Origin of the sequence: Azospirillum ramasamyi (assembly GCF_003233655.1) — a bacterium.
GTDB lineage: Bacteria > Pseudomonadota > Alphaproteobacteria > Azospirillales > Azospirillaceae > Azospirillum > Azospirillum ramasamyi.
This window is the reverse complement of sequence record NZ_CP029829.1, coordinates 388,940-405,185: the sequence shown is the minus strand read 5'-3', so window position 1 is coordinate 405,185 and position 16,246 is coordinate 388,940. Positions and strand designations below refer to the sequence as shown.

The 16,246-nt window shown below is 69.1% G+C and carries 18 protein-coding genes; 5 read left to right on the top strand and 13 right to left on the bottom strand.

Annotated features, from left to right (window positions below):
• Window positions 1-34: 34 nt before the first annotated feature.
• The 5 genes from DM194_RS01900 to DM194_RS01875 all read right to left on the bottom strand — a co-directional run bounded on the left by DM194_RS01900 (window position 35) and on the right by DM194_RS01875 (window position 4,875).
• On the bottom strand, window positions 35-697 hold the full coding sequence (locus DM194_RS01900; RefSeq protein ID WP_111065666.1) for a LysE family translocator: 663 nt from the start codon (window positions 695-697) through the stop codon (window positions 35-37).
• A gap of 31 nt (window positions 698-728) precedes the next feature.
• Window positions 729-1,625 carry an LpxL/LpxP family acyltransferase gene (locus DM194_RS01895; RefSeq protein WP_111065665.1) on the bottom strand — a complete coding sequence of 299 codons (897 nt, stop codon included), beginning with the start codon at window positions 1,623-1,625 and terminating at the stop codon, window positions 729-731.
• Window positions 1,609-2,607 carry a tetraacyldisaccharide 4'-kinase gene (gene lpxK / locus DM194_RS01890; RefSeq protein WP_111065664.1) on the bottom strand — a complete coding sequence of 333 codons (999 nt, stop codon included), beginning with the start codon at window positions 2,605-2,607 and terminating at the stop codon, window positions 1,609-1,611. The genes DM194_RS01895 and lpxK overlap by 17 nt, the downstream gene beginning before the upstream one ends.
• A 28-nt stretch (window positions 2,608-2,635) precedes the next feature.
• Window positions 2,636-3,922, bottom strand: a complete 1,287-nt coding sequence (locus tag DM194_RS01885) for a 3-deoxy-D-manno-octulosonic acid transferase (protein ID WP_111067670.1) — start codon at window positions 3,920-3,922, stop codon at window positions 2,636-2,638.
• 341 nt (window positions 3,923-4,263) lie between these two features.
• Complete coding sequence (locus tag DM194_RS01875) at window positions 4,264-4,875, bottom strand: LysE family translocator (RefSeq protein WP_111067668.1); 612 nt, start codon at window positions 4,873-4,875, stop codon at window positions 4,264-4,266.
• 159 nt (window positions 4,876-5,034) lie between these two features.
• Between DM194_RS01875 and DM194_RS01870 the strand changes: the two genes are divergently transcribed.
• Window positions 5,035-5,856, top strand: a complete 822-nt coding sequence (locus DM194_RS01870) for a YoaK family protein (protein ID WP_111065663.1) — start codon at window positions 5,035-5,037, stop codon at window positions 5,854-5,856.
• Between the two features lie 122 nt (window positions 5,857-5,978).
• On the opposite strand, the gene DM194_RS01865 is transcribed toward DM194_RS01870, so the two are convergent.
• From DM194_RS01865 to DM194_RS01850, 4 genes are all read right to left on the bottom strand, one after another.
• Window positions 5,979-6,617, bottom strand: coding sequence for a DNA-3-methyladenine glycosylase family protein (locus tag DM194_RS01865; protein ID WP_111065662.1), 639 nt, complete (start codon window positions 6,615-6,617; stop codon window positions 5,979-5,981).
• 44 nt (window positions 6,618-6,661) lie between these two features.
• A complete protein-coding gene (gene purS / locus DM194_RS01860; protein WP_012973259.1) occupies window positions 6,662-6,904 on the bottom strand; it encodes a phosphoribosylformylglycinamidine synthase subunit PurS in 243 nt (80 codons plus the stop codon).
• A 68-nt stretch (window positions 6,905-6,972) separates the two neighbouring features.
• A complete protein-coding gene (purC, locus tag DM194_RS01855; protein ID WP_111065661.1) occupies window positions 6,973-7,737 on the bottom strand; it encodes a phosphoribosylaminoimidazolesuccinocarboxamide synthase in 765 nt (254 codons plus the stop codon).
• 151 nt (window positions 7,738-7,888) lie between these two features.
• The gene (locus tag DM194_RS01850; RefSeq protein ID WP_111065660.1) at window positions 7,889-8,662 is read right to left on the bottom strand and encodes an NRDE family protein; all 774 of its coding nucleotides are present in this window, start codon (window positions 8,660-8,662) and stop codon (window positions 7,889-7,891) included.
• Between the two features lie 214 nt (window positions 8,663-8,876).
• On the opposite strand from DM194_RS01850, the gene DM194_RS01845 reads away from it, so the two are divergent.
• Window positions 8,877-9,197 (top strand): DUF1476 domain-containing protein, encoded by a 321-nt coding sequence (locus DM194_RS01845; protein ID WP_111065659.1) that lies wholly within the window; start codon window positions 8,877-8,879, stop codon window positions 9,195-9,197.
• Between the two features lie 55 nt (window positions 9,198-9,252).
• Here the strand turns inward: DM194_RS01845 and DM194_RS01840 are convergent, their stop codons facing one another.
• Window positions 9,253-10,119, bottom strand: coding sequence for an N-formylglutamate amidohydrolase (locus DM194_RS01840; protein ID WP_111067666.1), 867 nt, complete (start codon window positions 10,117-10,119; stop codon window positions 9,253-9,255).
• A gap of 291 nt (window positions 10,120-10,410) precedes the next feature.
• Here DM194_RS01840 and DM194_RS01835 point away from each other — a divergent pair, with 291 nt between their 5' ends.
• A complete protein-coding gene (locus DM194_RS01835; protein ID WP_111065658.1) occupies window positions 10,411-11,364 on the top strand; it encodes a M14 family metallopeptidase in 954 nt (317 codons plus the stop codon).
• Window positions 11,365-11,380: 16 nt separating this feature from the next.
• On the opposite strand, the gene DM194_RS01830 is transcribed toward DM194_RS01835, so the two are convergent.
• A complete protein-coding gene (locus DM194_RS01830) occupies window positions 11,381-11,905 on the bottom strand; it encodes a CreA family protein (protein WP_111065657.1) in 525 nt (174 codons plus the stop codon).
• 123 nt (window positions 11,906-12,028) lie between these two features.
• On the opposite strand from DM194_RS01830, the gene DM194_RS01825 reads away from it, so the two are divergent.
• A complete protein-coding gene (locus tag DM194_RS01825; protein WP_111065656.1) occupies window positions 12,029-13,189 on the top strand; it encodes an AI-2E family transporter in 1,161 nt (386 codons plus the stop codon).
• Between the two features lie 37 nt (window positions 13,190-13,226).
• Here DM194_RS01825 and DM194_RS01820 read toward each other — a convergent pair whose 3' ends face one another.
• Both DM194_RS01820 and DM194_RS01815 read right to left on the bottom strand, forming a co-directional pair.
• Entirely contained in the window at window positions 13,227-14,240 is a 1,014-nt protein-coding gene (locus tag DM194_RS01820) for a DUF6352 family protein (RefSeq protein ID WP_111065655.1), read from the bottom strand.
• A gap of 30 nt (window positions 14,241-14,270) precedes the next feature.
• Window positions 14,271-15,317, bottom strand: a complete 1,047-nt coding sequence (locus tag DM194_RS01815) for an alpha/beta hydrolase (RefSeq protein WP_111065654.1) — start codon at window positions 15,315-15,317, stop codon at window positions 14,271-14,273.
• Between the two features lie 168 nt (window positions 15,318-15,485).
• On the opposite strand from DM194_RS01815, the gene DM194_RS01810 reads away from it, so the two are divergent.
• Window positions 15,486-16,085 carry a septal ring lytic transglycosylase RlpA family protein gene (locus DM194_RS01810; protein ID WP_111065653.1) on the top strand — a complete coding sequence of 200 codons (600 nt, stop codon included), beginning with the start codon at window positions 15,486-15,488 and terminating at the stop codon, window positions 16,083-16,085.
• Window positions 16,086-16,246 lie beyond the last annotated feature (161 nt).

The window sequence follows — 16,246 nt, the reverse complement described above, 5'->3', positions numbered from 1 at the left end:
AGAGGGACAGCGTGAGGGGCGGCTGCCGCGCCCCTCACGCGAACTTCCGGTCCGTCAGCAGCAGGCGCAGCGCGAAGCCCAGGAACAGCACCCCGGCGATGCCGTCCAGCGCCGCGCGCACCCGCGGGCTGGACAGCACGCGGCGGGCGGCGCCGGCGCTGAGCGCGGCGATGCCGGCCAGATAGATGCCGCCCAGCACCGAGATGATGCTGCCGAGGATGAAGGTCTGCAGCGCCACATGGCCCAGGGCGGGGGCGATGAATTGCGGGACGAAGGCCAGCTGGAACAGGATGACCTTCGGGTTCAGCAGGTTCGTCAGCAGCGCCTGGACGAACACACGGCCGGCGCGGGCGGAGGCCGGCGTCTCCACCGCGGGGGCGGGCTCGGCGCCCCGGCTGGTCCAGACGTTCCACAGCGACCGCAGGCCGATCCACGCCAGATAGGCGCCGCCGGCATAGCGCAGCATGTCGAACAGCGTGGTCGAGGCCGCGATCAGGGCGGAGATGCCGGCGGCGGCCAGCAGCGCATGCACCATGTTGCCGACACAGATGCCCAGCGTCGCCACCACCCCGGCCTGACGGCCGTCGGCGATGCTGCGGGTCAGCACCAGCAGCGAATCCGGCCCCGGCGCCAGGACCAGGACACAGACGGCGATCATGTAGAGTTGCAGCAGATGGGGGTCGAGCGGCAGGGTCATGGCGGCGGGCCTTGGCACGGTAGGGGAGCGGTCAGTCGGGCCAGCGGCGGTGGATCCACAGCCATTGCGCCGGCTTGTCGCGGATCCAATCCTCCAACAGCCGGTTCAGCCGTTCCATCAGAATTCGCGCATCCGCATTGCGGTCGCCGCTGGTCGGGTATTCCTCCGGCGGCAGGACGGTGATGCGGAAATGCGCGCCCTCCAGCCGCTCGGTCCGCGCCGGGCAAAGCGGCAGCTTCATTTTCATGCCGAGGACGGCGGCGGCCGGCGCGGTCATGGCGTCGCGGCCGAAGAAGGGAACCGGGATGCCGTCGTTCATCTTCTGATCGATCAGCATGCCGGCATGGCCGCCTCTGGTCAGGTGGCGCAGCAGAATCCGCGCACCGTCCGGCCCCTTGGGGATCTGCATGCCGGTCGCCGCGCCGCGCAGCTTCACCAGCAACTCGCCGACGATCGGGTTGTTGGGCGCGCGATAGACCAGCCCCAACTCCAGCCCGCGCATCCGGGCGACGACCGACTGCACCTCCCAGTTCGCGAGATGACCGGAGACCATGAGGCCGGCCTTGCCGTCGTCGCGCAGGGCGTCGACATGCTCGACGCCCACCACCTCCACCCGTTCGCGGCCGATCTGCTCCAGATGCGGAAACTCGGCGATGGTGCGGCCAAGATTGTCCCACATATCCCGCAGGATCGCGTCGATCTCCGCCCTGCTCTTCTCGGGGAAGGCGCGGGTCAGGTTGCGGCGGGCGCGGGCATTCTTGGGCAGCAACGGCCCGGCCGTCCGTCCGATCCAGCCGCCGAGCGCCGACGCGCGGTCGAGCGGCAGCGCCCGGAACAATGCGCAGACGCCATGGACCAGCGCCGCCTCCAGCTTGTAGCCGACATTGCGCGTCAGCCATTGCTGCAGCGGGCTACGCGGCTTGGCCATCGGGGCTTCCTTTCAACAGCATAGGGTACAGCAGCGCGGCGAGCGCCCCTTCATCCTCCCAGCGCACCGCGACGGGCAGCACCTCCACCCTGCCCCGAAGCTCCGGCGGCAGGCGCACGGCGTCCTTGGCGGTGGTGACGGGCAAGGCGCCCATCGCCGCGGCGCGTCCGATCAGGGCCGCGACCTCGGCGGGGCGGTAGGGATGGTGGTCGGCGAAGGGCGCACGCTCCATCACGCGGGCGCCGAGCGCCTCCAGCGTGGCGAAGAACTTCTCCGGGCGGCCGATGCCGGCGAAGGCCAGGACGTCGCGGCCGGCGAGCCGGGCGGCGGCATCGGGATCGGGCTCCAGCCACGCCTTCAGCACGGGGCGCCGGCCGGCCAGCGCCGCGACGCCATGGCGGTCCTCCCCCAGGATCACCAGCGCATCGGCACGGGCGAGGCCGTCGGCCACCCGTTCGCGCAGCGGCCCCGCCGGCACCAGCCGCCCGTTGCCGAAGCCGACCGCGCCGTCGGCGACGATCAGCGCCAGATCCTTGTGAAGGGCCGGGTTCTGGAACCCGTCATCCATGACGATGGCCCCTGCCCCGGCGGCGACCGCGCGCTGCGCCCCCGCCACCCGGTCGCGCGCCACCCAGCAGGGAGCGGCGCCGGCCAGCAGCAGCGCCTCGTCACCGACATCGGCCGCGCTGTGGCGGGCGGGATCGACCCGCAGCGGCCCGGCCTCCCGTCCGCCATGGCCGCGGGTCAGCGCATGGGCGGAAATGCCGTGGCCGCGCAAGGCGGCAATCAGCGCCAGCCCGACCGGCGTCTTGCCGGCGCCGCCCGCCACCAGATTGCCGACGCAGACCACCGGCGCCGCGACCCGGCGCGGAACGGTCCCGGCGATGCGCCGCCGTCCGGCCAGCCCATAGAGCGCGCCCAGCGGCGCCAGCAGAGTGGAGGCCAGGCCGGGCGGCCTGTACCAGAAGGCGGGGGTCTTCACGGGCCGATCATCCCCTCAAGCTCATCCCTCAGGCGGCGGTCGGGATGCCGGCGGTGCCCAGCAGCGGGGACAGCGCCGCCATCGCGCGGTCGATGATCCGCCGGTTGTCCGCCGTCACGCGCGCGGCACCCGCGACGATGCGGTCGCGCGCGCGGCCGTCGGTCAGCAGCCGCCGGATCTCGCGGGTCAGCGCCTCGCCGTCCGCGACCGGCAGGGCGCCGCCGGCGGCCTCAAGCATGTGGGTGATCTCGGCGAAATTGAACATGTGCGGGCCATAGAGCACCGCGCATCCCAGCTGCGCCGGCTCCACCGGGTTCTGTCCGCCATGGGGGATGAAGGAGCCGCCCATGCACACCACCGGCGCCGCGCGGTAGAACAGCCCCAGCTCGCCCATCGTGTCCGCGACATAGACGGCATGCTCCGGCCCCGGCAGCAGATGGCGGTCCGTCCGCCGCAGAACCGGCAGCCCGCGCGCCCGCATCAGCTCGGCAACCGCCTCGCCGCGATGGGCATGGCGGGGGACGATGATTGTCAGCAGGCCGGGAAGAGCCGGAGCCAGCGCCGCGTGGACCGCCGCCGCGATCTCCTCCTCCCCCGGATGGGAGCTGGCGAGCAGCCAGACCGGCCGCCCGTCCAGTGCGGCGCGCAGCGGCTCCATCGCATCGGCGGCGGCGGGCGGCGGCTCGGCGGAGAATTTCAGGTTGCCGACGCTGGCGACGCCCGCGGCGCCCAGCCGGCGCAGCCGCTCCGCATCGCCCTCGGTCTGGGCCAGCGTGATCTGGAAGGTCGACAGCAGGCCGCCGACGAAGCCCGGCACGTTGCGCCAGCGGGCGAAGCTGCGCTCCGACATGCGGGCGTTGACCAGGGCGGCGGGGATGGAACGGGCGCGGATGCCGGCCAGCAGGTTCGGCCAGATCTCCGATTCCGTCCACAGCACCGCGTCGGGGCGCCAATGGTCGAGAAAACGGTCGACGGCGCCCGGCAGATCGACCGGCACATACTGGTGGATCGCCCGCTCGGGCAGCCGCCGCGCCATCAGTTCGGCCGAGGTGACGGTGCCGGTGGTCATCAGCACGGTCAGGTCGGGCGCGTCGTCCAGAAGCCGGCCGATCAGGACCAGGACCGAATTCGCCTCGCCCACGCTGGCCGCATGGATCCACACCAGCGGTCCGTCGGGCCGCGGGCGCGAGGGCATGCCGAAGCGCTCCGCCTGACGCACGGGGTCTTCCTTGCCCGCGGCGCGGCGGCGGTCGAGATAGAGGCGCACCGCCGGCCCGGCAACGGTCGTCAGGCCACGGTAAAGAGATTGCAGCATCAAGGCCCGGAACAGGAGGCGGACGACAACGGGCGCGTTGCCGGCCCCCCTGATACGGAATACCGGCAGCGCGCCCGGCGGCACCTTAGCACGCGGTACGCATTCCGTAACAGTGGCCGGTGCGACGGGCGGGCGCGGCGCATCGGTCAGGGCTCGGCGGAACCGTCGGCCGTCAAGGCGAAAGCGTTTCGACACCCAGCGCGAGCCCCGCCTCCGCCTGCGCGACCAGATCGCCGAGATGGGCCTTGGCATCGGCACGCGGGATCATGTTCATGCCTGAACATCCTGACCAGAGGAATGGTCAGATATAGTCCAGCCCGTCAAACTCTCCAATTCCCGTCTCACCGCTCCGCCAGCGCCAGCTTGGCACCCAGCGCGGCGAAGGCGGCGGCGAAGCTGCGGCGCATCCAGGCCATCACCCGCGGGCGGGAGACCACCTGATCGCGCACCGCGGCGGCGAACAGGCCGTAGACGACGAAGATCGCGAAGGTCAGCGCCATGAACACGCCGCTGAGTTCCAGCATGCGGGCGAGCGGCTGCGGATCGGCGTCGCTGACGAATTGCGGCAGGAAGGCCAGGAAGAAGATCGACAGCTTCGGGTTCAGCACATTGACCAGCACCGCCCGCAGGATCATCCGCCCGGCCGGGAGCCGCGCCGTCTCCGCCTGGACGCCGAGCGCCCCCTGCTCCTTCAGCGTCGCCCAGGCCATGTAGAGCAGATAGAGCACGCCCAGGATTTTCAGCCCCTGGAACGCCACGGCGCTGGTGTGCAGCAGTGCCGCCAGCCCAAGCACGGCCGCCGCCATGTGCGGCACGATCCCCAGCGCGCAGCCGAACGCCGTGACCGCACTGGCCCGCGCGCCCTGCGACAGTCCAGCCGCCAGCGTGAGCAGCACCCCGGTGCCGGGCGAAGCGACGACGATCAGGGAGGTGATGAGGAATTCGGGGCTCATGAGCGGAAGCCTCACGCCGATGAAGAGCAGAATGGAAGCATGGAACGGGTCCGCCGCCAAGGGGAAGGTCTCGCAAGACGAAAAGGCGCATCCCGTCGCATTGTCCTGCGCACCGTCCCTCCGCTATCCTGTTCCAAATCCTTCGCCCCGCGGTGCCGCATGCCGGTCTCCTATCTGCGCAAGCTTTCCGAGAACAAGAGAACCAGACGCGCCAACGTCCATCTCGGCGTGTCGCTGGCCTTCGTCGCCGGAGCGATCAACGCGGGCGGGCTTCTGGCGGTGCTGCAATACACCTCGCACATGACCGGCATCATCTCGTCCGTCGCCGACAATCTGGTGCTGGGGCAGCTCGTGGCGGTGGCGGCGGGGATGGCGTCGGTGGCGGCCTTCGTGTCCGGGGCGGCCTATTCGACCATCCTCGTCAGTTGGGGGCGGCACAACCGGATGCACAGCGCCTATGCCTACCCGCTGTTCTGGGAGGCGCTGCTGCTGCTCGGCTTCGGGCTGCTGGGCAACAGCCTGGACGATCACCGGGCGCTGTTCGTGCCGGTGACGGTGCTGCTGCTGTGCTTCATCATGGGGCTGCAGAACGCCATCATCACCAAGATCTCCAATGCGGAGATCCGCACCACCCACATGACCGGCATCGTCACCGACATCGGGATCGAGCTGGGCAAGCTGGTCTACATCAACCTCGGCACCGAATCGGCGCGCTACAAGCCGGTGCGCACCGACTGGCCCCGCCTGGGTCTGCTGGTGTCCCTGCTCGGCGCCTTCTGCCTGGGCGGGGTGGTCGGGGCCGCCGGGTTCAAATATGCGGGCTACGTCACGACGGTGCCGCTGGCCGCATTCCTGGTTCTGTTGGCGATCGTGCCGATGGTGGACGACGCGCGGACGCGGACGCGGCTGCTTCAGCAGCGGCACCGCGGCAGGACCAACGGCGGGGGACGGCACCGGGAAGCGCCGCCCCCGCTGACCTGACGCCTCTACGCGAACGGCCGCAGGTTGGACAGGAACTGTCCGGCCGAGCGGCGCCAGGAATAGCCCAGCGCATGGTCCCGGCACTTTTCTCCGGAATGCAGATTCGCTTTAGCGGGGGAGGGTTAGCGAGGGAGCAAGCCCTTGCCGACCCTTGCCGCCCTCGCCTGCTCCTGCAGCGCCACGTAATGGTGCCAGACCAGACGCGCCGCCAGCGAGCGGTAGGGCCGCCAGGGCTCCGCCACCTCGATCAGCTGTTTCGCCGTCGGCTTGTCGGCCCAGCCTTTCAGACGCTGGACGCCCAGCTGGATCGCCAGATCGCCGACGGGCCAGATGTCCGGCCGGTCGAGCGTGGTCATCAGATAGACCTCGGCGCTCCAGCGGCCGATGCCCTTCAGCGCGACGAGTTGGGCAATCGCCTCCTCGTCCGGCAGGTCGTGAATGATGTCGAAATCGAGCCGTCCGCTCGCCACCGCCTCGGCAAGCCCGCGGGCGTAGCCGATCTTCTGGCGGGAAAATCCGCAGGCGCGCAGGGTTTCATCGTCCAGCGCCAGGATGGCGCCGGGAGTGACCTCGCCGCCCAGCCGGTCCTGCAGCTTGGCCCACAGCGCCAGCGCGACCTTGGTGGAGAGCTGCTGCTCCATCACCATGCGCAGAAGGCCGACGAAGCCGGTCGGCCGGGTGAAGTCGCGGATCACCGGGCCGCCGATGCGCAGGCATTCGGCGAAGATGGGGTCGAGCGCGGCCAGATGTTCAGCGTTCATGATCGACGCCCATCGGCCGCGCTCCGCATCCCGCGAACCGTGGCTCAGGCCACCAGCTCGATGGCGTAGTCCTCGATCACGGTGTTGGCGAGCAGCTTGCCGCACATCGCCTCGACCTCCTTGCGGGCGGTCGCCTCGTCGGTGCTCTTGAGCTGCAGCTCGATCACCTTGCCGGCGCGGACGTCCTCGACGCCGTCGAAGCCCAGCGTGTGCAGCGCGTGCGCAATGGCCTTGCCCTGGGGGTCGAGAACGCCGCGCTTGAGGGTGACGTGAACCTTGGCCTTCATCGGATGTCCGCTCGCTTTACGGTGTTGGTGGAGGGGGGGGTTACTGGAAGCCGGTCATTGGATGCCGGTCACTGGATGGTCTTGGGGCCCTTGACGTCGCTCGGCCCGCCCTCCGGCAGGATGCCGAGGCGCCGCGCGACCTCCTGATAGGCTTCCTCGACACGGCCCAGATCCTGGCGGAACCGGTCCTTGTCCAGTTTCTCGTTGGTCTTGACGTCCCACAGGCGGCAGTTGTCGGGGCTGATCTCGTCCGCCAGGACGATCCGCATCTCCTCGTTCTCCCACAGCCGGCCGAACTCCAGCTTGAAGTCCACCAGCTTGAGCCCGATGCCGAGGAAGAGGCCGGACAGATAGTCGTTCACGCGCAAGGACAGCGCGACCATGTCGTCGAGATCCTGCGGGCCGGCCCAGCCGAAGGCGGTGATGTGCTCTTCCGAGACCATCGGGTCGCCCAGCTCGTCCGACTTGTAATAGTATTCGATGATGGAACGCGGCAGCGGCGTGCCTTCGGGAATCCCGAAGCGGCGCGACAGGCTGCCGGCGGCGACGTTGCGCACCACGACCTCGATCGGGATGATCTCCACCTCGCGCACCAGCTGCTCGCGCATGTTCAGGCGGCGCATGAAGTGCGTGGGCACGCCGATCTCGGACAGACGGCTCATCAGATACTCGGAGATGCGGTTGTTCAGCACCCCCTTGCCGGTGATGATGCCCTTCTTCTGGTTGTTGAAGGCGGTGGCGTCGTCCTTGAAGTACTGCACCAGGGTGCCCGGCTCCGGCCCTTCGAAGAGTACCTTGGCCTTGCCTTCGTAGATGCGCCGGCGTCGTGTCATAGCGTCTTCGTCCAAATACGTAAGGACCGGTCAAGCGAGCTTGCCGGTCCAGGAATGTGCCCCAGTGATATAGCAAGCCGGGTGCACGAACACAACGACGGGGGCCGGAGGGCAGGCTGGAGGAGGGAATTCTGCGGTATCCGGCCGTCCCTCACAGCTCCACCGGCGCATAAGGCACCGCGTGCGGGCGGCCGGGGGCGAAGTGCCAGATGGGATTCAGATCCGGCCGCTCCACCCTGGGCATCGCCAGCAGCGAGCTGGACGAGGTGCCGAAGCCGCTGGGCAGCAGGAAGTCCATGGCGCCGCGCTCGTCCGGCGTGCCCTCCCAGATACGGCTGCCCATCAACTCCGGCCAGCCGCCCCAGGCGAAGGACTCCGCGTCGGGCGCGTCCACTGACGGCGGCGCGGCATGCTCGAACAGCGGACGGTAGAAGGCGATGCGCGGATCCTGCGGATCGTCCAGTTCGAAGGCGGTCAGCATATGAACGCCGGCGGGGATCGACGACACCTCCGGCCGGTGGCGCGGGTTGGCGCCGCGATGCACCACCAGAAAGGCGTCGCGGTTGTCGGCGATCACCAGGTTGAACGGGCGGTAGGCGCGGATGTCGAGATGGGCGAAGCTGCGCGCCGCATCGGCGGCGTCGGCATGGTCGAGCGCATCCAGCACCAGTTCGCCGCGCGACCGCTTGCCGGCCTCCGGACCCAGCGTGCCGAAGCGGTTGAGGATGACCGCCACCACCCCTTCGTCGTTCAGCCCCATCCAGGAACCGCCGGCCAACTCGTCCAGCCCGGCGACCACGTTGGGCCGGTCGGGCCAATGGCGGGCCGGAGGCAGCCACGGCCGCCCCGTCATCTCGTCACGGTTCCCGGCGACGACCAACGGCCAGGTTGCGTCGGGTCGCCGCAGGAGAATCACGCTGCACATGCCTTGCCCTGTCTGCTGTTGCGTCTTGTCGTGGAAGTCCGGGGGGAGTCCGGGGAGTGTCCCGCCGCTCGGCCGCCGCTCGGCCGCCGCTTGTAAGAACCTCTACAAAATATCCGGGGCTGCGGCGCGGGGGAACGGTGACGGGAACAGTTTCCCAGATATATAATCGGTCATCGCCAATGCGGGCGAAACGAATAAAGGAGCGCATGTCATCATGACGACCTTCGACGACCGCGAACAGGCATTCGAGAACAAGTTCCAACACGACGAGGCCCTGCTCTTCCGCATCCGCGCACGGCGCGGCCGGCTGGCCGGTGAATGGGCCGCCGACCTGATGGGCCTGACCGGGGCGGAGGCGACCGCCTATGCCCGCGAGATCGTGGACACCGACATCGCCACCCTTGGACCGCACGATATCCGCAACAGGCTGTGCACCGACCTGCACGCCTGCGGAGTCGACATCTCCGACCACCGGATGGACAAGCAGATGGCCCAGCTCATGGATCTGGCCCGCCAACAGGAAATGCGCGCCTGACCGGGGACCGTCCTCCTGCGCAACCGCCGCCCGAACGGGGAGGACGGCGGGCCGTTTATTCCGCCGCGCGGCGCAGGATGCGCTGGCCGGCATAATCGGCGATTCGGCCGATCAGCAGGTCGATGTCGCCCTTCAGCCGGGTGAAGCCGTCGTGGCGCTCCAGCGTCTCCTCGTTCATGTAGAGGCGCCGGTTGATTTCCAGCTGGATCGAATGTCGGCCGCGTGACGGATCGCCGTAACGCGCCAGCAGTTCCACCCCTTTGTAGGGGTCGTTGATCGCCACGCGGTAGCCGAGACCGCGCAGGGTCTGCGCCACCAGCTGGACGAATCCCGCCTCGCTGGTGGTGCCGTCGCGGTCGCCGATCACGAAATCCACCGCCAGCGGGTCGCGCCCGTCGGGACGCAGCGACGACGGCATGGAATGGCAGTTGACGTGCCAGACCGTGCCGAACCGCTCCGCCAGCCCGTCCAGCGCCTGCCGCATCTGGGCATGGTAGGGACGGTAATAGCGGTCGATGCGGTCGGCCACCGCCGCGGCCGGCAGCTTCCCGTCATAGAGCGGCACGCCCGGCCGCAGCATGCTGCGGATCAGCCCCATGCCCAGCGTGCTGCGCGGGGTCGGGCGGAGCGGCTCCGGCCAGTCGCCGTCGATCAGCCCCGGGTCGATGTCGTCCACCGCGCGGTTCAGATCGATGAAGGTGCGGGGGAACAAGGCGCACAACAGGGTGGCGCCATGGTCGGGAGCCGCCGCGAACAGCTCCTCCACATGGGTGTCCTCGCCCTGGCGCAGCAGGGGAAGCGGGCAGACCACCTGGAAATCGGCGGGGTAGACGCTGCCGCTGTGCGGCGAATCGAACAGGATCGGCAGGCGGTGGCCCACCGGGTCGTTGCGGACAAGAACGTCATCGATCACGAAGCTCATCGACCCGCCCCGACCGGACGCCAGCACAGTGATAACCGCAAGCTCGACCGCCGATTTCATTGATCAGGAGAATCCGATGAAACGGACCCGGCGGATCCTATAACCCATGCGTCAAGCGGCAGTCGACGGCAATCTGTCACGATCCTGCCATGCCGCCGCAGCATCCCGCCATCAGCATCGCGCCACCGGCATCAGCCGAAAAATCCGCGCCTCCGCCCCGCCCCGGACTGGCGCGGAGTCGCATGCTTCGCCATACTGAATGAAGCGCTCCACCGCTGGCGAGCCTGTCGCTTGACCGATCCCCTCTTCGCTCCCGTCGAACTCTCGCCGCCGGACATCGCGCCCTACCGGCGCGGCAACACCGGCATCGACCACGTCACCAGCCTGTCGGCGGAAGAGCCGGGGCCGCATGTGGTGCTGAACGCGCTCGTCCACGGCAACGAGCTGTGCGGCGCCATCGCGCTGGATGCGCTGCTGCGCATGGGCCTGCGGCCACGGCGCGGACGGCTGAGCTTCGTCTTCGCCAACACCGCGGCCTATGCCACCTTCGACCGCCAGAACCCCTACGCTTCGCGTTATCTGGACGAGGATTTCAACCGGCTGTGGTCGCCGGAGCATCTCGACGGCCGGCGCGACAGCGTGGAACTGCGGCGCGCCCGCGTGCTGCGCCCGGTCTACGAGTCGGCGGACCTGCTGCTCGACCTCCATTCCATGACCGCCGACACGGCGCCGCTGACCCTGTGCGGCCGGACCACGCGCGGGCGCGACTTGGCGCTCGGCCTCGGCTATCCGGCCTGGGTGGTGGCGGACGGCGGGCATGCCGAGGGGAAGCGGCTGATCGATTACGGCGGTTTCGCCGAGCCGGAGGGGGCGCGCACCGCGATCCTGGTCGAATGCGGCCAGCACTGGCGGACCGAGACCGCGACGGTCGCGCTGGAAAGCTGCCTGCGCCTGCTGCTCGGCCTGGAGATGATCGATTTGCCGGCGAACGGCCCGCGCCTGCGTCCGCGCACCGACCCGCAGCGGGTGGTCGAGGTCACCGAGGCGATCACCGCGGCCAGCGAGCGCTTCCGCTTCACCGCCCCTTTCCTGGGCATGGAGGTGATCGGCCGCGCCGGCACGGTCATCGGCTGGGACGACGACCGTCCCATCCCGACCCCCTACGACGACTGCGTCCTGATCATGCCAGCCCGCCGGGTGAAGTCCGGCCAGACCGCGGTGCGTCTGGGCCGGATCGTGGGGTGATCCCGGACGGGATTCCTCACTTCGCCGGCGGCTTGCCCTTCGTCCAGGTGGCGTTGGCGCTGAACAGCGGCACGGTCGAGATCGACATCTTGGCGGATGCGTCCTTCACTTGCCGGCTGTACACCACATAAACCAGCGTGTCGTTCGGCCGGTCGTAGATGCGACGGATGGCGATCGACTTGAAAACCAGGCTTTTCCGTTCGGAGAAGACCTCCTCCCCCTTTTGCGACAGATCGATGTCGCCGACGGTGATCGGCCCTGTCTGGCGGCAGGAGATGGAGGCGTTGGACGGATCCTCGAACCAGTTGCCCTTGCTCAGCCGGTCGAGCAGGCTGCGGTCGAAATCGACCAGATGGCAGGTGACGCCCTTCACGCCGGGATCCTCGATCGCCTGCACCTGCAGCCCGTTGCCGGTCCAGTCGTTGGAGAAGCGGCCGACCACCTCGTCCGCCGCCGCGGAGCGGAGCGTGAGCCCTGCTGTCAGCAGGCCCAGAACCAAAAGGCCGGCGGAAACGTTCATAAGGGGAAGCGGGCTGCGCATCGCGACTGGGTCTCCGGCAAGGACGGGGGGACCGCAGGAGGTGCGGCCCGGCAAAACACTCCCCTAGATCGGAGGGTCCGGCGCCGCCGTCAAGCGCCGTCCTCCGGAGGTCCGGCCACCGCGATGACAGACCGCAGCCCGCTCGCCTCGGCTCCCCCTTCGTTTCCCCCCGCGCCCGAGGCGCCGCTTGCCGGAACGCCGGAACCGGTGACGGAGCCCCTGCCGCCGCCCGGCAACCGTCGCGACCCGATGACCATCGCCACCGTCGGCCTGTTCGTGATCGCCGTGCTGTTCGCGCTGTATTTCGGACGCGAAGTCCTGCTGCCGATCATGCTGGCGCTGATCCTCAGCTTCCTGCTGCGGCCGCTGGTCCGCGCGCTCTACCGCATCGGCATTCCCGAAGGGATCGGCGCCGCCATCATGGTCATCTCGCTGTTCGGCAGCGTGCTGCTGGCGGTCTACACCCTGTCGGCCCCGGCGGCCGAATGGGTCAACCGCATGCCGCGCGTCCTGCACGAGCTGGAATTCAAGCTGGGCGACATCCGCGCCGGCATCGAACGGGCCCGCGAGGCCTCCCGCCAGATCGAGCAGATCGCCAAGGAGACCGGCGACGAGGCCGGCCCGGTGCGCGAGGTGGTTCTGCGCGGCCCGTCGCTGATGGAACAGGCGATCAGCCAGGTCGAATCGGTGATCGTCAATGTCGTGATCCTGCAGGTCCTGCTCTATTTCTTCCTGGCGAGAGGCCGCCATTCGCTGGAGGCGCTGATCGGCACCATGCGCAATGTCGACGACCGCGTGCATTACGCCATGGTCGCGGCGACGCTGCAGCAGAACATCGCCGCCTATCTGCTGACCATCACCGTGATCAACGTGGTGCTCGGGGTCGCCACCGGCCTGGTCATGTGGCTGTGGGGGCTGCCCAACCCGGCCCTGTGGGGGGTGCTGGTGGCGGTGGCCAACTACATCCCCTTCATCGGCCCGGCGGTGATGACCGGCGTCCTGTTCCTGGTGTCGGTCCTGACCTTCGACGGACTCGGCAACATCATCCTGCCGCCTCTGTCCTTCGTGGCGCTGACCACCATCGAGGGCAATTTCCTGACGCCGATGATCGTCGGCCGCCGGCTGTCGCTCAACCCCATCGCGGTGTTCGTGTCGATCCTGTTCTGGGGCTGGCTGTGGGGCATCCCCGGCGCGCTGCTGGCGGTGCCGATCCTGGCGATCCTGAAGATCCTGTTCGACGCGCACGAACCGCTGAAGCCGGTGGGAGCGCTGCTGGGGGGCTGAGGGAGCGTTCGCCCCCTCCCTCCCCCCGGCGATGCCCTCAAGCCACCGAGGCCAGCGGCAGGTTCACCAGCAGATTCTGCGGCTTCAGCTTCAGCCGCCGCCCTTCCGTCATCGCCAGCCCGAGATAGACCGGCCGGCCGGCGAGGTCGGGACGCATGGCGGCGGGATCGGCGAAGTCCAGGCGGAACAGGGCGAGGATGCGGGCCAGCCTGTCCTCTCCCACCTCCACCCCGTTGTAGAGGTCGTTGAGGATCGCCGTGGCGGAGCTGTCGAGCCCGACATGCCAGACCCAGCGGTCGTCGCGGATGTTCTGCACCGGCTGGATGCCGACCGTCACGCCCAGGAAATGCGCCACCCAGGCCTCCAGAACGCGGGCCAGCGCGTCCAGCCCGGCGGCGGCGAAGGTGATGTCCAGCACGGTGTCGTGCCGGGCGTCGCGGCCCCAATAGAGCGGGTGGTTCGTCTCGTCCAGGATGTCCAGATCGACGCTGCGGGGGGCGGTTCCGGCCTCCACCACCAGCCGGCCCAGCGAGCCGAAGCCGCCGGACGCCGCCATGGTCTCCACCGTCTCGGCATCGGCGACGCGGACGCGGCCGTCGTCGACCGACACCGTCTGCTCGCGGAAGAACAGTTCGCCGGCACGGGCGCGCAGGCCCGACGGGGTTCCGTCCAGGATGCCGCGCAGGATGGCATGGGCCATCTGGTCGATGAACAGGCCGGGCACGCCGCGCGCGCCCTCGCGGAACAGGCGGATGTAGCAGCCCTCCAGCGTCCCGGCGGCCAGCAGCCGGTCGCGGAAGGCCAGCCAGACCTGGAAATTCTCCCGCGCGTCCGGGTCGGCGATGGCGTCGAGCAGCGGGGCGGGCACCGTCCGCGCCGGATCGTCCAGCAAGGCGGCGTGCAGCGTGCGCTCGGCGTCGCAGGCCTCCTCCGGCGGGCGCATCTCGGGCCGCAGCAGATAGGCGCGGAGGAAATCGGGCGTCACCGCCAGATGGTTGTCGGCGTCGCGGGTCAACAGATGGAAGCCGGACGCCGTCCAGAAATCGGTCATGCTGAGGGGCACCTCTGGTCCTGAAGGCGCCTATCCGACGACAGAGCCGCCGGACGACGCAAGTGTCTTGTGAACGGTCTCGTCATCGAGCGTCCTGTCGAGGAAGTCGTCGATGTCCGCCCACACCCGGTCGCGGATGGCGTCGCATTCCATCAGCAGTTCGTGCTTCGCCCCGGGATACTCGACAAGATGGGCGTTGCCGAGCCGGTCGGCCACCTCGCGGTGAAGCCCCGCCCGGACCACCCGGTCGCCGGGCGCGCTCAGCAGCAGGACCGGCGTGCGCACCCGCTCCAGCGGCAGACCGCCATGGCAGAGCGCATCCTCCGCGTCCAACGCCGCCGCCACCCAGGCGAAGCTGACGCCGCCGACGCGCAGCTCCGGCCGCTCGGCATAGGGGGTGTGGAAGGCGGCATAGCGCCGGGGATCCGCGGTGATCTTGTTGTCCGGCCGGAAGACGCCCTCCGCCGGGTCGTAATCTCCCTGCCACGGCGCATAGCGGGCGCCCCATCCGCGGGCCAGCCCCAGGGAGGCCAGCGCCCGGGCCAGCCGGCGCGGCAGCGGTCCGGTGTGGATGGCGTACATCGGCGCCGACAGCAGCACGGCGGCATAGCGGCCGGGATCGTCGCCGGCATGGCGGACCAGCGCCAGCGTCGCCACGAGGCCGCCCATGGAATGCGCCAGCAGGATCAGCGGCCCGCCGGTTTCCGCCGCGACCGGCGCCGCCACCTGCCGGTACACGCAGTCGAGATCGTCGACCAGCAGCGCGAAATCGGTCAGGTGGTGGATCTGCCGGTTGGTCAGCGGCCGGTCCGACAGGCCCTGGTTGCGCCAGTCGACCGCCACCACGCGGAAGCCGCGGTCCGCCAGCGCGCTCGCGGTTTCCGCATATTTCTCGATGAACTCGGCGCGGCCGGTCAGCACCAGCGCCGTGCCGCGCACCCGCTCCGGCTTCGGCTTCGGCTTCGGCCAGACGGCGACCCGCAGCCGCGCGCCATCGGCCATCGCGACGGACCGCATCTCCACATGGCTCAGGTCCGGCATCGCTCCCGTTACAGTCCAAGCGGAATCGTCGGCCATGTTTTCTCTCCTGAACGTTGCGCAGGCAACCTGAAGAAGGCCCCTGCCGACGTATTATCCGAATTCACCAAGATACTCGAAACCGGAAATAGCAACGATATCTTGATCATGATTCACGGCGGAACTCTTTTCCTTGGATGGTGTTGGTCCGCCGTTGGAGGTGTACCGATGAAGACAATGCGAAACATCGTCCTTGCGCTTGCCGTCACGGCCGTCAGCGGAACCGCCGTCCCGGCGCTTGCGAACGAAAAGGCCAAGGTTCCGCCCGTGCGTGTCGAACAACATGAGGATGGAGAGGGGGTTCTCGTCCACAAGGGAGAGGCCTCCTTCTACAGCCAGAAATTCCACGGCCGCACCACCGCCAGCGGCGAGACGATGAACCAGAACAAGCCGACGGCGGCCTCGCGGGCGCTGCCGCTCGGCACCAAGGCCACGGTCACGAACGAGGAGAACGGCAAGAGCGTCGACGTCATCGTCAACGACCGCGGCCCCTATGTCGACGGCCGGGTGATCGACCTGTCGCGCTCCGCCGCCAGGAAGCTGGACATGATCGAGGACGGAACCGCCCCGGTGAAGGTGGAGGTCAAACCGTCCGAACAGCCGACCGACACCGCCCGCGACAAGGTTGAGGCGAAGGTCGAGCAGCTCACCCCCGACCAGCAGGTCGCGGACCGTGAGAACCGCCGCGGCGGGGGCAGCGGCGATAGCGGCGGCAATAATGGCGGCACCGGCAGCGACACGGTGTCGCACTCCGGATCGGGCAAGTAATGTTGCGGCGCGGCGAAGACGCTTCCCGATTCGCCGCGCCCGCGCCACGCGCTTTCACCGCGCCGCCGAACCGACAGTCACCTGCCGTTCAACCGGTTGAAATGAAATGGACTTCTCCACCAGGGCCCGGCACGGCGCCCGACAGTCTCGCCAAAGCTGGC

What these genes read in the sequence shown, in the direction of transcription:
- DM194_RS01840 (WP_111067666.1), bottom strand. Translation starts at nt 10,119, where the DNA reads ATGAGCTTCGTGATCGATGACGTTCTTGTCCGCAACGACCCGGTGGGC.
- DM194_RS01825 (WP_111065656.1), top strand. Translation starts at nt 12,029, where the DNA reads ATGACAGACCGCAGCCCGCTCGCCTCGGCTCCCCCTTCGTTTCCCCCC.
- DM194_RS01875 (WP_111067668.1), bottom strand. Translation starts at nt 4,875, where the DNA reads ATGAGCCCCGAATTCCTCATCACCTCCCTGATCGTCGTCGCTTCGCCC.
- DM194_RS01810 (WP_111065653.1), top strand. Translation starts at nt 15,486, where the DNA reads ATGAAGACAATGCGAAACATCGTCCTTGCGCTTGCCGTCACGGCCGTC.
- DM194_RS01900 (WP_111065666.1), bottom strand. Translation starts at nt 697, where the DNA reads ATGACCCTGCCGCTCGACCCCCATCTGCTGCAACTCTACATGATCGCC.
- DM194_RS01815 (WP_111065654.1), bottom strand. Translation starts at nt 15,317, where the DNA reads ATGGCCGACGATTCCGCTTGGACTGTAACGGGAGCGATGCCGGACCTG.
- DM194_RS01845 (WP_111065659.1), top strand. Translation starts at nt 8,877, where the DNA reads ATGACGACCTTCGACGACCGCGAACAGGCATTCGAGAACAAGTTCCAA.
- DM194_RS01870 (WP_111065663.1), top strand. Translation starts at nt 5,035, where the DNA reads ATGCCGGTCTCCTATCTGCGCAAGCTTTCCGAGAACAAGAGAACCAGA.
- DM194_RS01885 (WP_111067670.1), bottom strand. Translation starts at nt 3,922, where the DNA reads ATGCTGCAATCTCTTTACCGTGGCCTGACGACCGTTGCCGGGCCGGCG.
- DM194_RS01895 (WP_111065665.1), bottom strand. Translation starts at nt 1,625, where the DNA reads ATGGCCAAGCCGCGTAGCCCGCTGCAGCAATGGCTGACGCGCAATGTC.
- purS (WP_012973259.1), bottom strand. Translation starts at nt 6,904, where the DNA reads ATGAAGGCCAAGGTTCACGTCACCCTCAAGCGCGGCGTTCTCGACCCC.
- purC (WP_111065661.1), bottom strand. Translation starts at nt 7,737, where the DNA reads ATGACACGACGCCGGCGCATCTACGAAGGCAAGGCCAAGGTACTCTTC.
- DM194_RS01850 (WP_111065660.1), bottom strand. Translation starts at nt 8,662, where the DNA reads ATGTGCAGCGTGATTCTCCTGCGGCGACCCGACGCAACCTGGCCGTTG.
- DM194_RS01865 (WP_111065662.1), bottom strand. Translation starts at nt 6,617, where the DNA reads ATGAACGCTGAACATCTGGCCGCGCTCGACCCCATCTTCGCCGAATGC.
- DM194_RS01830 (WP_111065657.1), bottom strand. Translation starts at nt 11,905, where the DNA reads ATGCGCAGCCCGCTTCCCCTTATGAACGTTTCCGCCGGCCTTTTGGTT.
- DM194_RS01820 (WP_111065655.1), bottom strand. Translation starts at nt 14,240, where the DNA reads ATGACCGATTTCTGGACGGCGTCCGGCTTCCATCTGTTGACCCGCGAC.